Source organism: Weeksella virosa DSM 16922, assembly GCF_000189415.1.
Classification (GTDB): Bacteria; Bacteroidota; Bacteroidia; order Flavobacteriales; family Weeksellaceae; genus Weeksella; species Weeksella virosa.
The window spans coordinates 1,424,449-1,448,465 of sequence record NC_015144.1; the positions used below are offsets into that span (position 1 = coordinate 1,424,449).

The window sequence follows — 24,017 nt, forward strand, 5'->3', positions numbered from 1 at the left end:
ATTTTTTGTTGCCGTAAATTTATCAAATCAAGTCCGATTAACAAACGAATACGTTTAAAATAAAAGTTAGGTGTATTTTTCATTTATCGTTTTGTTGTAGGATAGTAGACCAAGAAACATGTTAAAAGCAACTTTTTTAGGCACAGGAACATCACAAGGTGTTCCGGTTATTGCATCCGATCATCCCGTAAATTTTTCTAATGATCCTAGAGATAAGCGTTTGCGATCATCTTTTATGGTAGAAAAAAATGAAACGCGTGTAGTGGTAGATTGTAGCCCAGATTTTCGGTATCAGATGTTGAGAGAAAACGTACAAAATCTAGATGCGATAGTTTTCACGCATGAGCACAATGACCATGTTTTGGGTATTGATGATACAAGGCCATTAATTTTCAAGGCTAAAAGAGATTTGCCAATTTATGGATTGCCACGTGTGTTGAATCAGATACGCGTACGTTTTCCGTATATTTTTGATGGTACTAAATATCCTGGTATTCCACAAGTAGAAGAGCATGCAATTGGATTGGAGCCTTTTTATATCAACGATATACATATCCAACCTGTAGAGGTAATGCATGGTGGATTGTCTATTTTAGGATATATTTTTGATAAGAAAATCGCTTATCTTACAGATGTGAAATCTTTGCCAGAAAAAACATTAGAAAAACTAGAAAATCTAGATGTTTTAGTTTTGAGTGCTTTGCGACAAGAAAATCCACATCATGCACACTTGTTATTGGCAGATGCTATAGAAATTACCCAAAAACTCCAGCCAAAACAAACTTACTTCACTCATATCAGTGTAGAAATGGGCTTCTATGAAGAGGTCAACTCTTTGTTACCGAAAGGGATGGATTTGGCTTATGATAAAATGCAAATATTTTTATAGATTTTTTTTGTAGTAAAAAGAAAGCGTCCTATATTTGCAACCACAATAATGGCTCGGATGGCGGAATTGGTAGACGCGCACGACTCAAACTCGTGTTCCATTGGAGTGTGGGTTCGATTCCCACTCCGAGTACTGAAACCCTTAATATATAACGTATTAAGGGTTTTTTATTTGAATGTTTCCGAACATTTGAGAAAACAGCAAAGACAAATGAACTATATCGCACGATAGTTTTCCTCAAATTACACGGGCATGTTTAGCTCGCATATCAAAAGAAAAAATTAGATTATAGATAAAAAGATTTTTCATTTATGAGGTAGTTTTTTTATTGTTTGATAATCAATGTATTGAAACTTTTCGAAAAATTTATAAACGCACACACCACCTCATCAAATTGTTTAGCCATTAAATCAAGCAAAACAATACTGTCTTTTCCTGCCGAATAAAAAAGTATTGCACGGTTTGAACGATCTCGAACCGTGCTAATTACTTTTTTTGCATGCTCTAAAGGCGTTAACATATTAACCCCCACTTAAACCAAATGCTCGGCGTACATCGTAATACCTTTGTCTACGAGATACAAATCTGTTACCTCTACCAGCGGGTCCACCACTTGCCACCGATGAAGTTCTACTACCCCCTCGATAACCCGACGATGCATTCGTTGTGCGCAATTGTCTTTGTACTCCTAATCTATAAACAACTCAGCTAAATATTTAAAATGTTAAACAATAATTATTCATTTATGGTCTAGAAATGATTTCGCCTAAGCTATATTCAATAATAGCCGCATTATAATCTTTACCCTTTTCATCTTGTAAAATGATCAATTCACCTGTTTCTTCATCTACTAATAAAAATATATCTGCCCTTTCTACTTTCACCACCATTCTCGGGCGTGTACCTTTGTACGCACCTGTAAGAAATGTTATTGTGTCATATTCAACGGGCAGAATATTGCCCGTTTCTTCATCTTCGATTACATAACCCTCTTCATCTACCCGACAATACCTGTGCACGTTTTTAGGTCTAATTTCTCTTGTTTCTATTTTCTTTGTGCCTGCAAGTATCTCATCAAAATAAACTTGCTTAATGCTTAATGTTAAATTTTTTTTCTTACTCATAATGTTGATTTTCTACAAAATAAATAAATGATATTCAGAATAAAGAAAAAATCCCTACTGTAAAGAAATTTTTCTTGTTAGTAGGGATTTGTTAGTTTATTCGGCACTATGGTTTATTCTGGCATCATTTCATCTCTCATTCCACCGTTATCATCCATATTGTTTTGGCGATCGCGTTGTTTCGGTTGATTAGCTTTTAGACGATACGTAAAGCTTAGATTAATCATTCGAGTGTTCCAACGCATTTCAGATTCTGTTAAGAAATCATTTCCGTATGAGGTAAAAGCACGTTTACGAGAATCGAAAACGTCGCGTACATTCAGGGTAAATGTTCCTCTTCCTTTCAGGATATCTTTGGTTAGCGATGCATCCATACTAATATTTGCGTTTACATCTTGTCGAGCATTTTTTGTTTTTCCGCGGTACATTCCGGCCAATTGAAATCCGAAGTCTGCCGGAAGCTTAAAGTTTGATGAAAGTCTTGCAAAAGAGCTTATTCCGTCACCTTTGAAATTGAAGTTTTCGGTTACGTTATGTTCGCTACCGTCTGCTTCTCGGTAGGTATATGTATAATCGATTTCTCCTTTATCATCATATCCAAACACGTTGATGCTTCCCATTAGATTCCACCATCTGAATGGGCGGTAAGTAAATGTAAGGTCTAATCCGTAACGATCTTGCGTTCCTAGATTAATTGGCAAACTCTCGAAATATTGTCCGGCATTGTAATTCAGATTACGGTAAACATCGGTCGAACGTTGGTAATAGATATTTGGTGTAATCATCAATTTACCGATATTGGTAATGTACGATAATTCGATAGCATTGGTATAGGTTGGGTTGATGTCTGGATTTCCTTTTCGGATGTTTTGGTCATCACTATAGGTGAAGTAGGGTAATAAGAAGAACGACATCGGGCGTCGAATTCTACGAGAATAGCTTAATTGTAATTGATTTTTATCGTTGAACTCATAGTTTAGGGTTGCTGACGGGAACCAATCAACATACTCTTTATTAATGGTTTTTTTCAGAGTTTCATCCTTGATTGTCATATCCGAATATTCCATACGAACTCCTGCAAAGTAGGTAAATTTTCCGATAGTATTTCCGTACTGCGTATAGGCTGCATACACATTCTGGAAGTTGTCTACCTCTGCATTGAAGCCAGGAATCTGTGTCCACAGATTATCTATTAGTCGAGTAGCTCTAAAGGTTGTGGTGGTGTTTTCTATGTTTCCGCGAGCACCTAATTCAAACTTTCCTTTTTCACCTATTGGTTTCACATAATCGGCAGATATCGTTACCGATTTATAGTTTTCGTAACTACTTGCAGCTTCTTGACGGATTTGTCGAGAATTTCTAAAGTTGCGTAAATCTGCTTCTTCATCTTCTTTTGCATACGACATACGTGCATTTACTGAGAATTCATGTCCTTTATTATCAAATTTGTGCGTGTAGTTGAAATCCGCATCGATATTGTGTTCGATTTCATCTTCATTTTGTTTTCTTACCTGATCATAAAAAGAAAATTTATCATCGTTGGCATAGGTATATAAAATGTTACTCAAGGAGTTTCCGTTATTGAAACGGTATCCTGCAGAGAAAGTAAAGCTATTTTTTGGGTCTAAATAATACTCGAAACCAGCACGAAAATTAAAGTTTCTTCTGATTCGGTCATTATTCCTTTGCGTTTCGCGGTAGCTGTACAGAATGTCATCATACCCAACTTCATCGTTTCCTATTCGTTCTTCTCTGGGATTGTAGAAAGTTGTTTTCACCGAGCTTTCACCTTCTCTTTTCGAGTATCGGAAACCGAAATTTGTAAAAAGATTAATTTTATTGGTGCGATAGTTAAGATTGGCATTAGCTCCTACCGATTCTGGAGTTCCGGCATTGGCTGTGATGGATCCGTTGAAGCCGTTGTTCGATCCTTTTTTCAGAATAATATTGATGATTCCAGCAGAACCAGAAGCTTCGTATCGGGAAGAAGGATTGGTGATTACTTCTACTCTCTCTACATTTTCTGATGGGATGTTTTTCAATGCTTCGGCAGGATTAGAAATTCCTAACATCCCCGAAGGTTTACCATCGATCAGAAATTTAACGTTTTCATTTCCTCGGAGCGACACATTACCTTCTGTATCTACTTGTACCGATGGGACGTTTTGTAGAGCATCAGACAAGCTTTGTCCTTGTGACATCGGGTCGTTGGCCATATCGTATACTTTTTTGTCGAGCTCTACTTTGTAGATAGGCTTTTCTGCTACAATAGTGGCGGCTTGTAGAGAAATCACTTCTTCTGCAGCGAGCGGAATGTTTCCTAGATTAAGGGTTTCTGTTACACGCACTTGCTTTTCTATTGTAGAATAGCCCAGTGCTTCTATCACAAAAAGATAATCTCCTTGGGGTAAATCGTATAGAAAGTCTCCATTTGCGTTGGTAATAACCTCGGCAATATAGCCAGCTTGATTATTTTCTATAATTACCGAAGCAAATTCTATTGGTTTTTGTGTACTGTTGTTGGTTACTTTTCCAGTTACTTTAAAGGTGTCTTGAGCCATTACATTAATCGCAAAAAAACTCAAGATAATCCAGGATAAATTTTTGATACTCATATTATTTTATATAATCTTGAGTATTATAGACAAGTTATTACAGAAAAGGTTTAATGCACGAATAAATTTTTTATCATAATTAAACCTTTTTACCTTTACCTTGTCATAAGCGTAGAGAATTAATATGACAATTATGAATTGTAAAATAAAGTTAATGGTCTTGATGGGTGTTTTTGGCGTATCAACCTCGGTTCGAGCACAAAACCCTGTAAAATTAGAAAAGCATTCGATGACCAAATTGAAACAAGAATTAGACTTATCGGATGATCAAATTAATCGTATCAAAAAAATTTATGCTTCGTATGCGGGTGAGAAAGAAGAATTGCGCAAGAAAATGAATGAAATCCGTGCGAAAGAAAAAGCAGAAATTGGTCGTGTTTTGAGTGCTGACCAACTTAAAAAGTTGGAAGAGTTGAAGGCAAAGCATCATCGGTCTCGTAAACCAATGCAAAAATAATTTTTCTCATTGTAGAGAAGATTATTAGAGGATATCAGCTTGTATCATCTGAAGAATTTTATTTTCTTCGGATATATACTGGGTGGTTGGACTAGAGAAAAAACGAAAAGTTTGTATAATGTAGAAAATTATTCTATTTTTGTCGGCGTATTGGGGAATTGGCGCAGCTGGCTAGCGCGTTTGACTGGCAGTCAAAAGGTCACGGGTTCGAATCCCGTATTCTCCACAACACACACACTATATATCAGTAAATTATAAAATACTCGGACTAAATCAGGGACTTTATCCTAATTTTTGTCTAAGTTTTCTTTTGTATGACGTATCCAAGTTCAGAGAAATAAAAAAGTTGTGTAAGCTACTTTTTTTTGTTACCACTGTAAACTTAATAATTGTTATTCATTAATTTCAAATTGATTAGGAGATTTATACCTCAATGATTGATGCGGTCTTTGGTGATTGTATTCCCATTGCTACTGGGTTACTTTTAGTTCCACTTGTTGTATTGAGTCCTAGATGTAAGGATTTAATAGTTCTTCTCTGCAGCTTCGGTTGATTTTTTCGATCAGTGCGTTCTGGGTTGGCTTTCCAGGTTGGATGTAATGGATTTTTACTTGATTTTCCTTTATCTATTCTAAAAATAAACATAGACTATTCACTCTTTTGGTTATATTTGATGTGGTTATATTTGCAAGTAGAAATTATAAAATAAAGATATTTATGTTTGGAAATTTAATGGGTATGATGGAAAAACTAAACGGAATAAAAGAAAAGTTTAGTGATCTGAAAGAAGAATTGGATAACGATCTATTTATTGCAAAATCTATTTCTGGAAATGTGAAAATTACCATGTCGAAATTTGCTACCATCAAAGATATTGAGATTGCAGAAGGTTTGGACAAAGAACAATTGGAAGATGAATTGGTTTTGACGCTGAATCGTGCTTTGGAGAAAGTGAAAACCGAAGCGATGGAGAAAGCAAGAAAAACAGCAGCCGAAAATATGCCCAATATTCCTGGCTTACCTTTTTAAAATATAAATCCACTTCGATCGAAGTGGATTTTTTTATTGTATAACATGTTCGAAGAATAATTTACCGCTCGTATATTTTTTAGGTTCAATTTTTAATATTGCATCATATGTGCCGTAATAATCAATGTTTTTAAATATTGTGTCAACTTTTCCATTAATAATTTCTGGATATCCGAACAAATGAATCTTTATAGTATCACTAATTTCACCTTTAATTTTTACATAATGGGTTGTATAATTATCTTTTTTATTGGGTCTTAAAGTATCAAATTTCAATTTCGAAAAATCGGTAACCTCAAATTTATGCACTATTCGCTGTCCAAAAAGTTCATGATACCAATATCCAACAAAAACAAGTAACATTACGAACAGAACTGAAAAGTTAATAAGGATTGGTTTTTTCATTAACTATTGATTTATAAAAAAAATATCTTTTTTATTAAGTATATTAAGCTTTTAATCTATTACAGATTTATGTCTTTCCAATTAATTTCTTTTTGTATTTGGTCAAAAGTATAGTTGCTTATTTTAATAATTTTTCCATTTTTATCAATATATCCATATTGATTACATTTAATACTTGATTCAGAACATTTTTTGCCTACAATAGCATAACCATTATTGAAACTTGTGGCAAAATCAAATTTTGGTTTTATAATAATTTTACCACATTCATTTGCAAAACCTATTTTATTATTTTTACCAACAATTCTGATTCTATCTTCAATTAAATAATCTGGCCAAGGTTCATTAGGAATAGTATTATATACTTCAAATAGAATATTTTCATTGAAATCTATAGCACTCCAGCCTTTTTTTCCTTTTATTGAAAAAATAGCAAAATATGCATTTTCATGAAATGTAAGACTAACTATATATTTATTAGGATTTAGTTTTTTGGTTATTCCATTTTCTGCTATTAACATATAGTTTTCCGAGACAATATTATCTGTACGTACCAAAGTAAACTTTTCTAATTTACATTGAGCATTTCCTTTTGTAAAAGGGAAGAAAAATAAAATAAGGTAAAGAAATATTATCTTTTTCATAGTAATTAATTTAACACCCAAATTCTTATTGATTTAACACCTCCATTAGGAGTAGTGTAAGCACCTCCAATACATTTACCATTTATAATTGTATCAACATGACCAGAATAATGAATTTGAGAAGGATATTTATCATTTATAATTACGTAAATACCATTTTTATTTTTTAGTAAATCGGCCACTTTTTTAGGGTCATTTGCATCGGCTCCTTCTAGTTTATGAGGAGTGTCTCCGAACTTTTGAATCATAAATTTATTAAAAGAAACAGCATCTAATATATAATTTTTTCCGTCTCCTCCTTTTTGAGTTCTTTGTGTGCCATTATAACGAAGTACAGGAATGTCAAAACCTGAATATAATAAACCTCTAGAGCCTCTAATAGCACAAGCATTATTGTATGCATCTCTCTGGTTTAAATGACTATCCCAAAGAGAGCCTCCTGCTAGTTTATAAGCCTCAGAAGTAGGTAATTCTGTATAATTTGGAGAACTACCTTTTTTAGGAAAATTATTTAAAAAAGTATTAAAACTAGGTAATGAGGATTGTTGAACAGGCGTATCAAAAGTGATAAGATTAGGATCCACTACAGGATGATTTTCAGTTTCTATTTGCTTTTTAAAAAACCAATTTTCTAAATAATCCCAACTAATATTAGGATTTTGATTAAAGAAATCAGAGCCTAAAGCAAATAAAACATCCAAATCTTGCGGGTTTTGATTAAAATAATTTTTTGCTTGATAATTAACATTTAAATAATCAATTGCCCATTTGATAAAATCTTTGGATTGATTAGAATAACCATTAGCACTTAATAATTGAAGAAATTTATTAGAAATATTAGGATTTTCTATAAGCCAATTAATTTCTATAGTAGAGAGGTTTATGTATTGTGCTAAAACATTAGCGCTGGAATAATTAGAGTTGTTTCCTTGACCATCTAATGGATCTGTAGGGATCCCTTCGTTCATGCCTCCTCTCGGGTCTTCACCAGAAGGACCACCAGTGCTGACTCCTCCACAAGGTACTAAGGCATATGCTGGTTTTTTTGTTGCTACACATTCGTGCCATTCTTCTTGATTAGATGCTGTATGCATACCTTCACTACATTCGAATATTGCAATACATAAACTTTCAGAATGTTTCACATTTATATTATTCTCAGATATTTGTTTTACTTTTACTTGTAAACCTTCATTGTTAGTAGATTGATTAAAGTTCGGAGGGTATTCAACTAAAAAAAACTTATTATTGTTAGGTGTACTTTGTATAATAATGTTTCGAAAGCCGTTAGTCAAACTGTCTTCATTAACTTTGAATGTATAGGTGACCTGATAATCAGTGGTGATAGATACAATCTCAGTAGTGTCTATATTTATAGTGTTATTAGATTTTTTAAAAAATATATTGTCAAATTCTTTGGAGAGTTTGGTCTCTTTATTTATTTCTAAAAAAGTTTTATAGGAAATAATTTCTTTCTTTTTAATTGGGTTTTTACTGTGTGAGTGATTTTCAGATTCCTCAATAATATCATCTAAATCGTTTTCACATGAATAGTGTACAAATAAAATAGATAATACTAACAATAGGATAATTTTCTTCATAGGTTAAGTTTTTATTAGGTTTTCCTCAAACCTAAATAAAAATATTCTATTAAAAAAAATAAGTTTTAATCTAAGGCTTTAAAGAATAGATTTCAATATTTTCAAGTGGATTTTTTTAATCCTTAATGTCCATTACGTCACGTAAAACATTCCCGAAAATATTGAAGCCTAAAACCAAAAACATAATGGCTAAACCTGGTAGAATCGCTAAATGTTGTTTGCCAAGAATTATGTGGCTATAATGTTCTTTGATGATATTACCCCAAGATGGCGTTGGCGGTTGTGCGCCAATACCCAAGAAGCTCAAGCCACTTTCGACCAAAATAGCCGATGCAAAATTAGCGGCCGAAATCACAATAACGGGAGCAATGACATTGGGGAGAATCTGATGAAAAATAATTCGGTAATCTGAAAAACCTAGAGCACGAGCAGCTTCTACAAACTCTTTTTCTCTAAAAGATATAAACTGTCCACGCACAACACGGGCAACTTCTACCCACATGGTCAATCCTACCGCAATAAAAATTTGCCAAAAACCTTTCCCAATTGCTAAAGTAATTGCGATGACCAATAAAAGCGTTGGAATCGACCAAACGACATTGATGAGCCACATGATGAGGTTGTCTAACCAACCACGATAATAACCTGCAAGTGCGCCTAAACTTATCCCGACAACTAAGGAAATGAAAACAGCAACAAAGCCAATTAGAAAAGAAATTCTTGTACCAATTACCAAACGCGAAAAGAAGTCTCGTCCGTAACTATCGGTACCCAGAAAATAAGTTTTCTGGAAAATATATTTTTTTTCTATTTCGTTTATCGGTATGTGGTGATGTGTCCAAATGTCGAGTGGAATTTCTACTTTTTCGCCTTGTAAACCCTCGCCAAGAAAAGGAATATACGTAACTTTTTGCTTGTCGATCGAATAACTCACAATGCTAATTTGTTCCGAATCGATTTCTTTCCCGAAAAACAAATCGTGAATAGAGTAGGATTTCGTATAGTTTTCGAGCGGAATTTCGAGGGTCAATTGTTGGTATCCCATCGGTGCGTAGGCAATAGTAAGATCCTGACGATTGGCATTTTTAGTTTTGTCTGTTGCAATAAAATAAGCGAAAACAGTAACCAAAGCAGCTACTGCTATAACAGCAAAAGAAAGAATCCCGAGAGGATTCTTTCTTAGTTTTCTGATTGTTGTCGCTGTAAAAGAACCTTGATTGTTCTCCATTCTTTATTTTCTTAAATCGCGTAAAACATTAATCGACTCTTCTACATAAAGATCTTTTTGTAAACCTTTGTGCCAGTTTTCTCGTCGAGTTTTCAACACTGTGTCGTTTTTAGTCAATGCTTGTTCGCGAGCAGTATTCGAGAAAGTTAAATTGTTTTTGTATTTGTCTAAAACATCAAAACGTTCGATTGATTTTTCTCGTTGTTCTCTGAATTTTCTGTATTCTTCTATATTTAGAGGTATAGTTTTGGTGTTGTCTAACGATTTCATAAGTTTAGCACTTTCGTCGATTAACTTCAGGTTCTGATTGTTTGCAAGACGAGCTTTACTTTTTTCGATAATCATTTGTAAGTTGATTGTCGGTTTCCATTTTTCTACATTGAGAGCAGCAATCTGATCCCATGGTAAAGCTTCTTTTTTAGACCCTTCACTGATCTCGCTATAGGTAAGTTGATCGACCATTGCGATGTCAGAATTTACGCCACGTAGTTGGGTAGAGCCTCCGTTAACGCGATAAAATTTTTGGATTGTTAGTTTAATCGCTCCTAATTCATCTGTACGATTTTGTTGATCTACCGGGAAAATAGTTTGTACCGTGCCTTTCCCAAAAGTCTGTGGACTACCAACAACTACTGCACGACCATAGTCTTGCATGGCAGCGGCCAAAATTTCCGAGGCCGATGCAGAGAGCTCATTTACCATCACAACCAGCGGACCGTCATAAGCAATCGAAGGGTCTTTGTCTTCGTGAATTTTCATCATCCCATCACTTCTTTTTACCTGAACAATCGGCCCGCTTTTAATAAACAATCCGGCAATTTCGATTACTTCTTCAAGTGAGCCACCACCGTTGTTACGGACGTCGAAAATAAGTCCTTTGATGTCTTCTTTTTTCAGTTCATTGATTTCTGCCAATATATCATCCGATGGGTCGCGGCCTTTGTTGCCATTCATGCTGGTATAAAATTCTGGCAGATAAATAATTCCGTATTTATCTCCTTTTTCGTCTGTAATGACAGCAGATCGTGCGAAAGTTTCGTCGTATTCGATCACATCGCGCACAAGGTTAATAATTTGTTGAGAGCCGTCTTTTTTCTTTACTGTTAGGATAACTTCGGTTCCTTTTTTACCACGAATTAGGCGGATTGCTTCGTCGAGTAACATCCCAACAATATTTACAGCTTCCCCTTTTTTACCTTGAGCAACGCGCATAATTTGATCGCCAACTTGTAGTCGTCCATCTTTCCAGGCTGGCCCACCTACAACCAATTCTGCAATGGTTGCATAGCCTTTTTTATCTTGTAATTTTGCACCGATTCCTTCTAATTGTCCAGACATTAGAATGTCGAAATCTTCTTTATCGGTCGGTGAATAATACGCAGTGTGCGGATCATATTGTTCGGTGAAGCTATTCATGTACATAGTGAAATAGGCTTCTCGCTTACGTTTTTTGATTCGTCTGAAATAATCAGATATAATATCTTTTACTTGGTTACGTGCAATTTTTTCGACTTCGCTAAACGGCGTTTCTTTGGTGATTTTAGAGGCTGGAGAATCGTCGGCCAAAGGATCATTATTTTTTTGGGTAATCGAATCTTTTTTTGCTTTTTTGATTTCATCCAAATCATCTTGCATCGAAATGATTTCGAGCATTACGTTGTATTTTAAATATTGACGCCATCGGTCTTTCAGTTCTGTATGAGTTTTTGCATAACCAATGGTTTTAGGGTCCAAGGCAAAATTTTCTTTTTTGGTGAAATCCATTGGTTTTTCGAGCAATTCTTGTGTATATTTTTCTACTTCTTCTATTCTTTTGTAGAGCGTATCTACAGTTGCGAAATAGAAAGTGAGATCTTCGTTGTTGAAGAAATCGTCTTGTTTGTGAATATCTTTTTTGAAACTCTGAAAGTCAGAATCTAACAAAAAACGTTTTCCTGGATCGATGTATTCTAAATATTTGTAGAAAACTTTTTCAGAAAAATTATCGTTTATGTTTGCTGGTTTATAATGCAGATATTTTAATGTTGTCCGCGTGTTTCGAATAATTTTTTTATAATTTTCTTCATTTTCTTTATCACTTACCAAGGGTTTGCAAAAGCAAAAAGCTAAGAAACACATAGAAAAAAAGGCAAGTAGTATAGAGGTCTTTTTTATTAACATAAAATTTTTAAACACTTATAATTCAGTTTGGGTTATAATTTAATAATATTTTCAATACTCAAATATAGAACCAAAAAAATAAATATCAACTCAAATCTTTACATTTGTAGTAAACATAAAAAATAGACAATGAAAAGACCTTTAATTTTAGTTACTAATGATGATGGGATTACAGCTCCTGGGATTCGTGCATTGATTGATATGACCAAGGAGTTTGGTGATATTTATGTAGTTGCGCCAGATAGTCCGCAAAGTGGTATGGGGCATGCAGTTACTATTCATTCAATCATTCAAACTGAGGAGGTTTTGATCGAGGATGACACACGCAAAGAATTCTCTTGTTCTGGTACGCCTGTGGATTGTGTTAAATTGGCGGTAAGTAATATTTTACCTCGTCGACCAGATTTATGTGTTTCAGGGATTAATCATGGATCCAATTCATCAATCAATGTAATTTATTCTGGTACGATGTCGGCAGCTGTAGAAGCGGGGATAGAGGGGATTCCAGCGATTGGTTTTTCTTTACAGGATTTTTCTTACAATGCCGATTTCGAGGCGGCTCGAGAGTATATCCAAAAAATAATAAAACAAGTCCTGAATAATGGTTTGCCAAAAGGTGTAGTGCTCAATGTAAATATCCCGAAACTGCCAAAAGAAGAACTGAAAGGTATAAAAGTTTGTCGACAAGCCGATGCCAAATGGATAGAGGAGTTTGATAAACGTGAAGATCCACGAGGTAGAACGTATTATTGGATGACAGGTGAGTTTAAGAATTTAGACAAAGGAGAAGATACCGATGAGTTTGCTTTATCACAAGGTTATATTTCGGTTGTTCCGGTTCGATATGATTTGACAGCACATCATGTTTTAATGGAACTCAAAAACTGGGACTTATAATATTGTATGGTAGAATAAAAAAAGGAGCTATTAACGCTCCTTTTTTATTGATATTAATTTATTTATTTAGCAAGACTTTGTTCCAAAGCTCTAAATTCATCTTCTTTCGCTGTATTACCTGTTGCTTTGTAAGCAGAAATTAAATATTTAATGAATTGTAGATTGTTTTTATCCAATTCATGAGCTTTCACTAAATAAGGTAAGGCTTCGTTATAAGCATCTTTGCGTTTTTTCGTGTACTCTTCGTATACTGCACGTTGAGTTTTGCTCGTGCCTAAATTATTATTGATTTTATCTACGTATTCTTTTTCGTTCGATAAAATAGCCAAAGCCATGTTGATATTAGATTCTAAATGATTAGGATTTACAGCTAGTGCTTGTTTTAGGGTTTCTTTGGCTTTTTCTATTTGATTATCTTGTAAATATAACGTCCCTAAATTATAAAGTGCCGAAACATCTTTTGGGTTGTTTTTTACATTTTGCTCTAGCTGAGACGTCAACTGAGAAGTATTCCCGCTTTGTTGATAAATCGCTGTGGCTAAATTCGTAATATCCGCATCCGAACTATATTTGCTAAGTGCTTCATCTAATAGAGGATCGGTTGTTTTGGTACGGTAAAGATTGTTCAGACCTAAAATATATAAGTCGCGGTTAAGGTCTTTAGGCTGTACATCAGAAATTCCAGTGAAATTAACAGCAATTAATTCTTTTACCAAGGCTAATGAATTGGCATAATCGTCTGCATTGTAATACGAAATGGCTGCTTGGTATTTGTATAAATCATCCGATACGCCCAAAGCTTTAGTAAGATTATACACATCGATAAATTGTGGTGCTGCTTTTTTATAATCTTTGTTTTTTAAGGCTTCGTTTGCACTTTTCAAAGTTTCGTTTGCTAATGTAGAAACCTCAGAATTAATCAAAATTCCATACTTTTGTGTGAGGTCTTGCGATTTTATTTTTCCGTAATTTCCTTTTGCTACTGCAGCATCAACTTCGGCTTGTGAATAATAATACTCGTCTTTTTTGGTGTCTTTGTTTCGTACAATAAATACTTTTCCGTTTTCGTATTTGCTAAGTTCTGCCAAGTTTTTGGCTGCTGCAGAAATGTCTTTGAGGGCTAAATTTTTTTTTGCGTCATTGTAGACTTTTTCTGCAAGTTTCGCAGGTTCTGTATTCAAATCTTGTGCAAATGAGAAGCTTCCCATTAAACAAACAAAACTCAAACTTAAAATTATTTTCTTCATAAATAAGACTTTTTGTTACTCTTCGGTAGGGTTTTCGTTATTATTTTCTTCCGAAGAGATTGTTGTGTTTTTGTTATTTTGATTATCTCCTTCAATCATTGTACCACTTTGTTCTTGAGTTTGGCTTTCTTCATTTTCTTCTTCTACGTCTTCGTCGACTTCTACCTTAGCAATTGCTGCGATTTCATCGTTCTTTTTCAGATTAATCAATTTCACTCCTTGTGTTGCTCTACCCATTACGCGGATTTCACTCAATCCGGTTCTGATTGCTACACCCGACTTGTTGATAATCATCAAATCATTATCATCTGTCACCGATTCTATAGCGATTAGTTTTCCTGTTTTTTCGGTAATGTTGAGGGTGGTAACTCCTTTTCCTCCACGATTGGTTTCGCGATAGTCTTCTATAGATGTACGCTTACCGTAACCTTTTTCAGAAACAACTAAAACGGTTTCGTTTTCCATGTCCGATACGACAATCATTCCTATAACTTCATTGTCTTTGTCGTCTCCTAAATTGATTCCTCGAACGCCCGAAGCGGTTCTTCCCATTGGTCGAACTTTTTCGTCTTCGAAGCGGATTGCTTTTCCGTATTTAGTAGCAATCATGATTTGGGATTTACCATCGGTCAATAAGGCTTCTAACAAGGTGTCGTCTTCTCGTATCGTAATTGCATTGATACCGTTGATGCGTGGGCGAGAATATGCTTCTAGACTAGTTTTCTTGATAATGCCATTTTTCGTAACCATGATTACATAGTTATTGTTAACATATTCTTCATCCATCAAATCATGGGTGAGTATGTAGGCTTTTACTTTGTCATCAGGTTCGATATTGATTAGGTTCTGGATAGCTCTTCCTTTTGATGTTTTTGAGCCTTCTGGAATTTCGAAAACTCGCAGCCAGAAACATTTTCCTTTTTCGGTAAAGAATAACATGTATTGATGGTTGGTTGCTACCACTATGTATTCTAAGAAATCTTCATCACGGGTAGTTGCTGCTCGGTTACCAACTCCTCCGCGTGATTGTTTTTTGTACTCGGTTAGTGGAGTACGTTTTATATAGCCTAAATGAGAAATCGTCAGAACAACATTATCATCCGGGATAAGGTCTTCTATATTAAGGTCACCACCAGAATAGTCAATTTCTGATCTTCTTTCGTCGGCATATTTTCTCTTAATTTCTTCTAATTCTTCTTTGATAATGCTGAAACGTAAATCCTCGTCACTTAAAATATTTTTCAAGTATTCGATGGTTTTCATGATTTCTTCATACTCTGCACGGATTTTGTCTATCTCTAGACCAGTCAACGTACGCAGACGCAACTCGAGAATAGCACGAGCCTGAATTTCTGATAGATCAAAAGCAGTCATCAAACTCTCTCGAGCAATTTCTGGCGTTTCGCTTTCACGGATTATTTTAATTGCTCGGTCTAAGTCATCTTGTGTGCCGATGACCTTCATGTATCCTTCTAAGATATGTGCTCTTTCTTGGGCTTTTCTTAGTTCGAATTCAGTTCTTCGTACCACTACCTCATGACGATGATCTACAAAATGACGAATCATGTCTTTTAGGTTCAATTGTTCAGGACGACCATTGACCAATGCAATATTATTGATGCTAAATGATGATTGTAGTTGGGTGAATTTGTATAACTGGTTGAGAACAACGTTTGGTATAGCATCCATTTTTAGAACATATACAATGCGCATTCCTTGTCTGTCCGATTCATCACGAATCTCAGCAATACCATCCAGTTTACCATCTTTTATCAGGTCAGCTGTTTTCGCAATCATATCTGCCTTGTTTACCTGGTACGGTATTTCTGTAACAATGATACAGTCGCGCCCATGAACTTCTTCAAAATTTGCTTTCGCTCGCATTACTACTCGACCACGCCCCGTTTCGAAGGCTTGTTTCACTCCATCATAACCATAAATAATTCCACCGGTCGGAAAATCTGGCGCAGTAATATGTTTGCTCAATTCATCAATCGAAATGTCTCGATTATCGATATAGGCAACGGTTCCATCGATGACTTCGCCTAGGTTATGGGGTGCCATATTGGTTGCCATCCCGACAGCAATCCCAGAAGCTCCATTCACCAAAAGTGTAGGAATTCTAGTAGGAAGAACTGTGGGTTCATAAATGGTATCATCGAAATTAAGCTTAAAATCAACTGTTTCTTTGTCGATATCAGCCAATAACTCATCGGATATTTTTTGTAATCGCGCTTCTGTATAACGCATTGCAGCAGGTTGGTCACCATCTACCGAACCAAAATTCCCTTGACCATCTACCAAAAGATAGCGCAACGACCATGGTTGGGCCATACGTACCATAGTATCGTACACAGAGGTGTCCCCATGTGGGTGAAATTTACCTAAAACTTCTCCAACGATACGAGCAGATTTTTTATACGCACGATTAGAAAATACGCCTAATTCATACATTCCGAATAATACTCTTCGGTGAACGGGTTTCAAACCATCGCGTACATCTGGTAGAGCACGAGAAACAATAACCGACATCGAGTAGTCGATGTAGGCAGACTTCATTTCTTCTTCAATATTGATAGGAATTAGTTTTTCTCCTTCAGTCATATTCATATATTATAAGGGTGCTAATTTACAAATTTTTTATGGGATTTAGGGAAGAAGATTTTTGGAAACTTCAGAGTTTATTAATAAAATAAAACAATCTTTTTGTTGGTTAATGATAAAAAATGTCTAATTTTGCAGATGAAATTTTCTAGATATGGCGAAAAAAGCTTTACAATATAGCTTCCTGTAAGGCTTAGCGATTAAAAATGAAGAAAATTTCTAATTTTTTATCATAGTATTAGAAAATAAAAGTATATTTGCAACCCCATTCGAGTAATGGATCCCAAACTTTGAAAAGATGAAAAGAACATTTCAACCAAGTAACAGAAAGAGAAGAAACAAACACGGTTTTCGTGAGCGTATGTCGACTAAAAACGGTCGTAGAGTATTAGCAAATCGTAGAAAAAAAGGCAGAAAAGCATTGACGATTAGCGAAGTTAGAGCTAAACGATAATAGCTTCTATTAATAATTTTAAAGCTTGAGAGATAATCTTTCAAGCTTTTTTTGTTTATATTTGTTTATCAAAGAAGAAGAATGTCAGAAATAACGAATGTAATAGAAATCGAAAATGCATCAGTTTATCAGCGTAATCATTTGGTGCTTAGTGGAGTAAATGTAAGGTTGCAAGAAGGTGAATTCGTCTATCTTATCGGTAAAACTGGAAGCGGTAAAAGTAGTCTTTTGAAGGTTCTTTATGGTGATTTGCCATTGGAGTCTGGGAATGCTTCTGTTGTAGGATATGATCTGAAAAAACTGAAAATTAGTAAAATACCAGATTTACGACGACATTTAGGGATAGTGTTTCAGGACTTTCAGTTACTTACTGATCGAAGTGTCGAACAAAATCTTACTTTTGTCTTACGAGCAACCGGCTGGAAAAATTCTCAACAAATAAAAGATCGTATCGATTTTGTCTTGGATAGTGTAGGGATGTTGTCTAAGAAAAAAATGATGCCTTTCCGCCTTTCAGGAGGTGAGCAACAAAGGGTTGCTATTGCGCGTGCTTTGCTCAATTCACCCTCGCTCATTTTGGCTGATGAGCCAACAGGAAATTTGGATCCAGAAACATCGAACGAGATTATGAATCTTCTCTTGTCGGTATCTAAGCAGAACAATTGTGCTGTGCTGATGGCTACACATGACTATGATATAATTCGTAAACACCCATCGAGAATGTTGAAGTGCGAAAATGGAAGAGTAATAGAATTGACACCCGAAATGCTAGATGTCAATTAAAATAAAATAAAATCACCATCAATATTTATAGAAAGAGTTTACATTTGTGTAGACTCTTTTTTTGTACACTAAAACACAAATCATGTACCGTGATATAACCTTGCATTTTGTAAGTATGGATAAACCTTACCCGCCAAATTATGGCGGAGTAATTGATGTTTTTTTTAAGCTGAAAAGCTTTTATGATTTGGGTGTGAAAATTTATTTACATGTTTTTGGTTTTGATAAAAAACTACCAAAAGAGTTGGCTCAGTATGCCGAAAAAGTATTTTATTATCCTATTAAACAATACCCGAAATATTTCTTTCGGAAAGAGCCTTTTTCGGTTGCTTCGAGAAATGGAAAATGTTTATTAGAAAACCTTTTGTCAATCAAAGCTCCGATTTTTTTCGAAAGCATGAAAACTACAGACGTTTTACGTTTTCCTGGTCTAGAAGACTATCCCAAGTTTTTGCGTTTACATAATATCGAACAAAATTATTTCGACGGTTTGTCTAGAACAGAAACCAATCCAATCAAAAAACAATTATTTCATCAAGAATCGAAAAAGTTTATTCGATACGAAGCGATTCTAGGGCAATTTGATGAGGTGTTTACATTATCGAATTTCGAACAAAATTATATCAAAAAAACTTATAACAAAGGAACCTTTGTGCCTGTTTTCCATGGGAATGAGAAATTTTCTAATCTGAAAGGTTTTGGTGAATTTGCTTTGTATCATGGTGACTTGCGAGCGGCCGATAATCGTGCGGCAGTAACTTTTTTGATAGATGTTTTTTCTCAAACCGATTATCCGTTGTGGATTGCCTCGAGTATAAAGGAAGATTGGGTGAAAAAACAAATAGGTAATCGACCTAATATCCGATTTGTTCGGTTGAGAGATTTTCAGCATTTGATCGAATTATTTCACCGTGCACATTTCAATCTGAGTTGGTCTTTTCAGGAATCTGGAACGAAGCTGAAAGTTGTCAACGCTTTGTTTAATAGTCGTTTTTCGGTGATTAATCATAATGTGATTGATGATAAACGAATTGCTAAAATGTGTGTGCAAGTAACTACCAAAGAAGAGTTGCTTCAGGTAATAGAGGATTTGAGAAATCGAGGGTTCGATGCATCAGATGACTATCGACTTACCTTAGAAACATATTTGAGTGATCGGAATAATGCAGAAAAGATTTTAGATTCAATTTTTTCTTACCTTTAGAGAATAATCCCGTCAAGATGAAAAGAAAAGAATTTGCAGATCTGATAGTAGAGAAAATCGAACAAAATAAAAAATCGATCAAACAACAATACGATCAGTCAAAAGATAGCATTGGTTATTTTTGGGTAGATGATTTATTGCCAGAAGAATGGGCTATGCAAATTAACGAAAAATTCCCGACCAAAGATAAAATGGTTTTGAAGAAAAGCTTAAAAGAAGATAAATATATTGCGGTACAAATGAATGAATACGACCCAATATTAGAAGAAATAATATACGCTTTTCAAGATAAACGTATAGTGGATTTGATTGCCGAAATATGCGAAATAAAACAACCTTTTCCCGATAGTTCACTGTATGCAGGAGGTTTATCTATGATGGGGAAAAACCAATTTTTACAACCTCATTTGGATAATTCCCATGACGCAAAACGGGAGTTATGGCGCGTGCTCAATCTCTTGTATTATGTATCGCCAGGTTGGCAAGAAGACTATGGAGGGAATTTAGAAGTGTGGCCAAATGGATTGAAAAATGATCCAATAACAATAGTAAGCCGGTTCAATCGATTAGCGGTAATGGCAACCCATAACGACTCTTTGCATTCGGTCTCTCCAGTGAGGCACGATGGTTATAGGAAGTGTGTATCTAATTATTATTTTTCTAAAGAACCTTTGCGCCAAACCGATTCATTTCATGTAACCTCCTTCAGAGGTAGACCAGATCAGAAGATTTTGGATCAGGTGTTGCAAGTAGATAATGCACTACGGATGGGTGTTCGGAAAATCTTTAAGAAAGGAATCGTAGAAAACCCACATATTTATAAAAAAGAAGAAGAGTAGACATATGTCTGGTTAATCTATACTTTTATTTGTTCGAATATTTCCTTTAGAACCAGCTCTTCATTTTCCCAGCACAATTCATTAGCAGCTAGCATAAGTTGTTCGAGAAAAGGCTCTCGGCCTTTGTTCAAAAGCTCCTTGATTTTGCTCGCTAAATGTTCAGGCGTATGATTTTCAATCAATAAACCTATCTGATAATGCTCGATGATTTTTTTTATTTCGGGTAAAGGACTTCCCAAAATAGGGATTTGCGCCTGTATATAATCAAACAATTTATTGGGAAGTGCATAGCGATAACTCAAACCAAAATCTTCTTCTATACTAAGACCAATCGAGGCCAAAGGTGTGATGGTTTTTAGTAACTCTGGTTTTATTCTACCAAGAAAAAATACCTTATCAGTAAGTTGAAGCTTTTGGGTAAGTTGCTCATATTCTTGTTTCTTTGGACCATCGCCAATAATCCATAACTGTTCATTATCTAGATGACGAAAAGCTTCAATCACTTTATCAATCCCCCGACTCATGTTGATTGCACCTTGGTAAAGAATTACATTTTTATTGGTGGGATTTGGTGGAAGCGGAAAGAAAATATGATTTTGTTTTTGATTTAATCGAATTCTAGTCGGAACATTGCGCACAACTTTTGGTGACACTTGATAGTTCTCTGCAAAAAAAGCTGCATAACTATCACTTACGGTATAGAAGTTTTTTATTTTCGGAAGCAGAAATTGCTCAAGAGTTTTCCAGACTTTTTTAGTTTTCGGTCGATTGTGCAAAGAAGGCAGCTCTGAGAAAATTTCGTGACTATCAAAAACAAGTGGTAAATTTTTCCATTTACTTACCAAATAGAAAGGCAATAAAGAATCCAAATCATTTGCCAAAAGAATTGTCTCTTTATCTACTTTGTTGAGTAAGGTGAAAAGTAGTTTTTTGTTGAATTCTGCATACATGCTCATCGAATGTTGGTTTTTCATTTCGATTAGATGAGTTGCATAAGGCTTGTCGAGTAATGGTTTTCCTTTTAGTGTGGCACCAATTAGTTCTACTTCATACCCAAACTTCAGGAGAGAGCGACAAACTTTGTCTAGGCGTTGATCGGTTTCTATGTTGTTTAAAACGGCAGATAAAATTTTCAAAATTTAAGGTTTTTATAAAAAAGTTATTTCCCTAGTTTAAAAGTAATCTAATAGACCTGTACAAAAAAAAATAGAATTGCATTTAGGATAAGAACAGGCCAGGCTTCGACCATAGCGGCATAAATCAAAAAGTACACACAACCAAAATAGCATTAATAATTCTGATAATGGTAATCTTAGAAAAGAAAAAAGCCAAAATAATGAAAACAGAAGCAAGATAACCGAAAATATCAGCCAACTCTAGGTTCGAGACAAAATCCATACAAACAATAAATAAGAATGATAAAGTACAGACAAATTTATAAAAAATAAGTCGGTAAATTTGCGTAAATTTGCACCTATGATAGCAACTTTATCAAAGATTAAACATAAAGATTCTCCGAATTTTTTTCTTATTGCTGGCCCTTGTGCAATAGAAGATGAATCGATGGCGCTTCGTATTGCTGAAAAGGTAGTAGAAGTGACCGATAAATTATCGATACCGTATATTTTCAAGGGATCTTTTAAAAAAGCAAATCGTTCTCGTATTGATAGTTTTACAGGAATTGGAGACGAAAAAGCATTAGAGATTATTCGTAAAGTTGGCAAAACTTTCGATATCCCGACAACTACCGACATACACGAGCCTTGGCATGCAGAAATGGCAGCCCAATATGTAGATGTAATACAAATCCCTGCTTTTTTGGTTCGTCAGACCGACTTGGTAGTTGCTGCTGCAAAAACTGGGAAACATGTTACACTGAAAAAAGGCCAATTTCTTTCGCCCGAATCTATGCTATTCCCAGTACAAAAAGTAACCGATTTAGGCAACCAAAATGTTGCGATTATCGAGCGTGGTACGATGTTCGGTTATGGAGACTTGGTCGTTGATTATAGAGGTATTCCAGTGATGAGGAATTACGCACCCGTAATTTTAGACATTACGCATTCTTTGCAACAACCAAATCAAGCTTCTGGTGTAACTGGCGGAAAACCAGAATTGATAGAAACCATTGCCAAAGCAGGAATTGCTGTGGGCGCAGACGGCTTATTTATAGAAACGCATCCTGATCCAAAATGTGCAAAAAGTGATGGTGCGAATATGTTGCAATTAGATAAACTAGAAGAACTATTAACAAGATTAGTGAAAATACGTCAAGTAATTTTGTAATACACTAATCGATGGCAAAACCTTTAACTAACCGATAATAGGAATATCTACATGGTTTTCTATAGATAAGGTTTATTTTGTTGAGGTTTATTTTAATAATACAGAATAATCAGGAAATCTAGGTACATGATTTTTTCTGATTCATACGACAATATTTCACGAAAGTTGAGATATAAAATAAAGAAAATGAATAATTTAATTCGAAAATATAACATTCCAGGACCACGTTATACGAGTTATCCTACCGTTCCGTTTTGGGACAATGATAATTTCAGTAAGCGCGGTTGGGTAGAAACCTTTCAGCGCGCTTTTGATGAGAGTAACGAAGAAGAAGGAATCTCGATTTATATCCATTTACCTTTTTGCGAATCACTTTGTACTTTTTGTGCTTGCAACAAGAGAATAACCAAACAACATTCGGTAGAAATACCTTATATAGATACCGTTCTCAAAGAATGGAAAATGTATGTGGATTTGTTTTCATCAAGACCAAAAATTAAAGAAATTCATTTGGGAGGAGGAACGCCAACATTTTTTTCTCCGGAAAACCTCAAGAAGCTAATCGACGGAATTTTTGTTTATGCCGATATTGCAGAAGGTCACGAGTTTAGTTTAGAAGGTCATCCAAACAATACAACCAAAGAACATTTGCAAGTTTTATACAATTTAGGTTTTAAAAGAATCTCTTACGGCGTACAAGATTATGACCCAAAAGTGCAAAAAGCCATCAATCGAGTGCAATCCTTCGAAGCGGTGAAAAAAGCAACCGAAGAAGCGCGAGAAATAGGATTTACGTCGGTTTCTCATGATTTGATTTTCGGTTTGCCGCATCAAACGATGAGTGGGATGATCAGAACCATACAATTGACAAGAGAACTAAATCCGGACAGGATTTCTTTTTATAGCTATGCACATGTACCTTGGATAAAGGGGGTAGGACAGCGAGGTTTCCAAGATGAAGATCTTCCGTCGCCAGAAGTGAAAAGAGCTTTGTACGAAGAAGGTAAGAAAATGTTCGAAGACATGGGCTATTTCGAAATCGGAATGGATCACTTTGCATTGGAACATGATTCGATGTATCAATCGATGAAGAATCATACCCTACACAGAAATTTTATGGGCTACTCTTCATCCAAAACAAAACTGATGATTGGTTTAGGCGTTTCATCCATTAGCGACTCTTGGTATAGTTTTGCACAAAATGAGAAAACGGTAGAAGAATACGAAGCATCTATTAATAGAGGAGAATTGTCCGTTTTCAAAGGACATATCCTTACCGATGAAGATTTAATTGTTCGCCGCCATATCCTGAATTTGATGTGTAATTTACAAACCTCTTGGAAGCATCCAGAGCAAAAATTCGACGGTTTATCTCAAGCGCTATACTTATTAGAAGATATGGTGAAAGATGGTTTGATAGAAATAAAAGAAAACGAACTGATTGTAAACGAAAAGGGACGTCCGTTTGTACGAAATGTATGCATGGCATTCGATTTACATTTGCTGAGAAATGCACCCGAAACCAGAATTTTCTCAATGACGATTTAATTA

The 24,017-nt window shown here is 35.1% G+C and carries 23 protein-coding genes and 2 tRNA genes; 12 read left to right on the forward strand and 13 right to left on the reverse strand.

What is annotated here, in order from left to right; genetic code table 11:
* Nucleotides 1-118 precede the first annotated feature (118 nt).
* Together WEEVI_RS06895 and WEEVI_RS06900 are read left to right on the forward strand one after the other, a co-directional pair.
* Entirely contained in the window at nt 119-889 is a 771-nt protein-coding gene (locus WEEVI_RS06895) for an MBL fold metallo-hydrolase (protein WP_013598431.1), read from the forward strand.
* Nucleotides 890-940: 51 nt separating this feature from the next.
* Nucleotides 941-1,021, forward strand: a tRNA-Leu gene (locus WEEVI_RS06900).
* Nucleotides 1,022-1,214: 193 nt separating this feature from the next.
* On the opposite strand, the gene WEEVI_RS06905 is transcribed toward WEEVI_RS06900, so the two are convergent.
* From WEEVI_RS06905 to WEEVI_RS06915, 4 genes are all read right to left on the reverse strand, one after another.
* Entirely contained in the window at nt 1,215-1,409 is a 195-nt protein-coding gene (locus WEEVI_RS06905; protein WP_013598432.1) for a phosphoadenosine phosphosulfate reductase domain-containing protein, read from the reverse strand.
* A 12-nt stretch (nt 1,410-1,421) separates the two neighbouring features.
* Nucleotides 1,422-1,550 carry a hypothetical protein gene (locus WEEVI_RS11505; RefSeq protein WP_260181901.1) on the reverse strand — a complete coding sequence of 43 codons (129 nt, stop codon included), beginning with the start codon at nt 1,548-1,550 and terminating at the stop codon, nt 1,422-1,424.
* A gap of 82 nt (nt 1,551-1,632) precedes the next feature.
* Entirely contained in the window at nt 1,633-2,013 is a 381-nt protein-coding gene (locus tag WEEVI_RS06910; protein ID WP_013597374.1) for an ASCH domain-containing protein, read from the reverse strand.
* A gap of 113 nt (nt 2,014-2,126) precedes the next feature.
* Complete coding sequence (locus tag WEEVI_RS06915; RefSeq protein ID WP_013598433.1) at nt 2,127-4,628, reverse strand: TonB-dependent receptor; 2,502 nt, start codon at nt 4,626-4,628, stop codon at nt 2,127-2,129.
* 133 nt (nt 4,629-4,761) lie between these two features.
* On the opposite strand from WEEVI_RS06915, the gene WEEVI_RS06920 reads away from it, so the two are divergent.
* Both WEEVI_RS06920 and WEEVI_RS06925 read left to right on the forward strand, forming a co-directional pair.
* Nucleotides 4,762-5,085: a hypothetical protein gene (locus WEEVI_RS06920; RefSeq protein WP_126414847.1), complete on the forward strand. Its 324-nt coding sequence runs from the start codon at nt 4,762-4,764 to the stop codon at nt 5,083-5,085.
* Nucleotides 5,086-5,237: 152 nt separating this feature from the next.
* Nucleotides 5,238-5,311: transfer RNA gene (locus tag WEEVI_RS06925), tRNA-Ala, on the forward strand.
* Nucleotides 5,312-5,594: 283 nt separating this feature from the next.
* Here the strand turns inward: WEEVI_RS06925 and WEEVI_RS11640 are convergent.
* Nucleotides 5,595-5,711 carry an integrase core domain-containing protein gene (locus WEEVI_RS11640; RefSeq protein WP_081448723.1) on the reverse strand — a complete coding sequence of 39 codons (117 nt, stop codon included), beginning with the start codon at nt 5,709-5,711 and terminating at the stop codon, nt 5,595-5,597.
* 91 nt (nt 5,712-5,802) lie between these two features.
* Between WEEVI_RS11640 and WEEVI_RS06930 the strand changes: the two genes are divergently transcribed.
* Nucleotides 5,803-6,114 (forward strand): YbaB/EbfC family nucleoid-associated protein, encoded by a 312-nt coding sequence (locus WEEVI_RS06930; protein ID WP_013598435.1) that lies wholly within the window; start codon nt 5,803-5,805, stop codon nt 6,112-6,114.
* Between the two features lie 33 nt (nt 6,115-6,147).
* Here WEEVI_RS06930 and WEEVI_RS06935 read toward each other — a convergent pair whose 3' ends face one another.
* The 5 genes from WEEVI_RS06935 to WEEVI_RS06955 all read right to left on the reverse strand — a co-directional run bounded on the left by WEEVI_RS06935 (nt 6,148) and on the right by WEEVI_RS06955 (nt 12,077).
* Nucleotides 6,148-6,519, reverse strand: a complete 372-nt coding sequence (locus WEEVI_RS06935; RefSeq protein WP_013598436.1) for a hypothetical protein — start codon at nt 6,517-6,519, stop codon at nt 6,148-6,150.
* Nucleotides 6,520-6,578: 59 nt separating this feature from the next.
* Entirely contained in the window at nt 6,579-7,163 is a 585-nt protein-coding gene (locus WEEVI_RS06940) for a WG repeat-containing protein (protein WP_013598437.1), read from the reverse strand.
* A gap of 5 nt (nt 7,164-7,168) precedes the next feature.
* Nucleotides 7,169-8,764 carry a type VI secretion system amidase effector protein Tae4 gene (locus WEEVI_RS06945; protein WP_013598438.1) on the reverse strand — a complete coding sequence of 532 codons (1,596 nt, stop codon included), beginning with the start codon at nt 8,762-8,764 and terminating at the stop codon, nt 7,169-7,171.
* Between the two features lie 115 nt (nt 8,765-8,879).
* Nucleotides 8,880-9,992 (reverse strand): ABC transporter permease, encoded by a 1,113-nt coding sequence (locus WEEVI_RS06950; protein WP_013598439.1) that lies wholly within the window; start codon nt 9,990-9,992, stop codon nt 8,880-8,882.
* 3 nt (nt 9,993-9,995) lie between these two features.
* Nucleotides 9,996-12,077, reverse strand: a complete 2,082-nt coding sequence (locus WEEVI_RS06955) for a carboxy terminal-processing peptidase (protein WP_232013418.1) — start codon at nt 12,075-12,077, stop codon at nt 9,996-9,998.
* A gap of 204 nt (nt 12,078-12,281) precedes the next feature.
* On the opposite strand from WEEVI_RS06955, the gene surE reads away from it, so the two are divergent.
* Complete coding sequence (gene surE / locus WEEVI_RS06960) at nt 12,282-13,049, forward strand: 5'/3'-nucleotidase SurE (protein WP_013598441.1); 768 nt, start codon at nt 12,282-12,284, stop codon at nt 13,047-13,049.
* A 62-nt stretch (nt 13,050-13,111) separates the two neighbouring features.
* Here surE and WEEVI_RS06965 read toward each other — a convergent pair whose 3' ends face one another.
* Both WEEVI_RS06965 and gyrA read right to left on the reverse strand, forming a co-directional pair.
* Entirely contained in the window at nt 13,112-14,296 is a 1,185-nt protein-coding gene (locus tag WEEVI_RS06965; RefSeq protein WP_013598442.1) for a tetratricopeptide repeat protein, read from the reverse strand.
* Nucleotides 14,297-14,311: 15 nt separating this feature from the next.
* Nucleotides 14,312-16,900, reverse strand: coding sequence for a DNA gyrase subunit A (gene gyrA, locus WEEVI_RS06970; RefSeq protein WP_375596890.1), 2,589 nt, complete (start codon nt 16,898-16,900; stop codon nt 14,312-14,314).
* 298 nt (nt 16,901-17,198) lie between these two features.
* On the opposite strand from gyrA, the gene rpmH reads away from it, so the two are divergent.
* From rpmH to WEEVI_RS06985, 4 genes are all read left to right on the forward strand, one after another.
* Entirely contained in the window at nt 17,199-17,354 is a 156-nt protein-coding gene (gene rpmH / locus WEEVI_RS11160; RefSeq protein ID WP_013598444.1) for a 50S ribosomal protein L34, read from the forward strand.
* 81 nt (nt 17,355-17,435) lie between these two features.
* Complete coding sequence (locus WEEVI_RS06975) at nt 17,436-18,137, forward strand: cell division ATP-binding protein FtsE (protein WP_013598445.1); 702 nt, start codon at nt 17,436-17,438, stop codon at nt 18,135-18,137.
* Between the two features lie 82 nt (nt 18,138-18,219).
* Complete coding sequence (locus WEEVI_RS06980) at nt 18,220-19,341, forward strand: hypothetical protein (protein WP_013598446.1); 1,122 nt, start codon at nt 18,220-18,222, stop codon at nt 19,339-19,341.
* Nucleotides 19,342-19,358: 17 nt separating this feature from the next.
* On the forward strand, nt 19,359-20,180 hold the full coding sequence (locus tag WEEVI_RS06985; protein ID WP_013598447.1) for a 2OG-Fe(II) oxygenase: 822 nt from the start codon (nt 19,359-19,361) through the stop codon (nt 20,178-20,180).
* A gap of 17 nt (nt 20,181-20,197) precedes the next feature.
* Here WEEVI_RS06985 and WEEVI_RS06990 read toward each other — a convergent pair whose 3' ends face one another.
* The gene (locus tag WEEVI_RS06990; protein WP_013598448.1) at nt 20,198-21,316 is read right to left on the reverse strand and encodes a glycosyltransferase; all 1,119 of its coding nucleotides are present in this window, start codon (nt 21,314-21,316) and stop codon (nt 20,198-20,200) included.
* Nucleotides 21,317-21,656: 340 nt separating this feature from the next.
* Here WEEVI_RS06990 and kdsA point away from each other — a divergent pair, with 340 nt between their 5' ends.
* Entirely contained in the window at nt 21,657-22,466 is an 810-nt protein-coding gene (gene kdsA / locus WEEVI_RS06995) for a 3-deoxy-8-phosphooctulonate synthase (protein WP_041942120.1), read from the forward strand.
* Nucleotides 22,467-22,652: 186 nt separating this feature from the next.
* Nucleotides 22,653-24,014, forward strand: a complete 1,362-nt coding sequence (gene hemN / locus WEEVI_RS07000) for an oxygen-independent coproporphyrinogen III oxidase (RefSeq protein ID WP_013598450.1) — start codon at nt 22,653-22,655, stop codon at nt 24,012-24,014.
* The last annotated feature ends 3 nt before the right edge of the window (nt 24,015-24,017 follow it).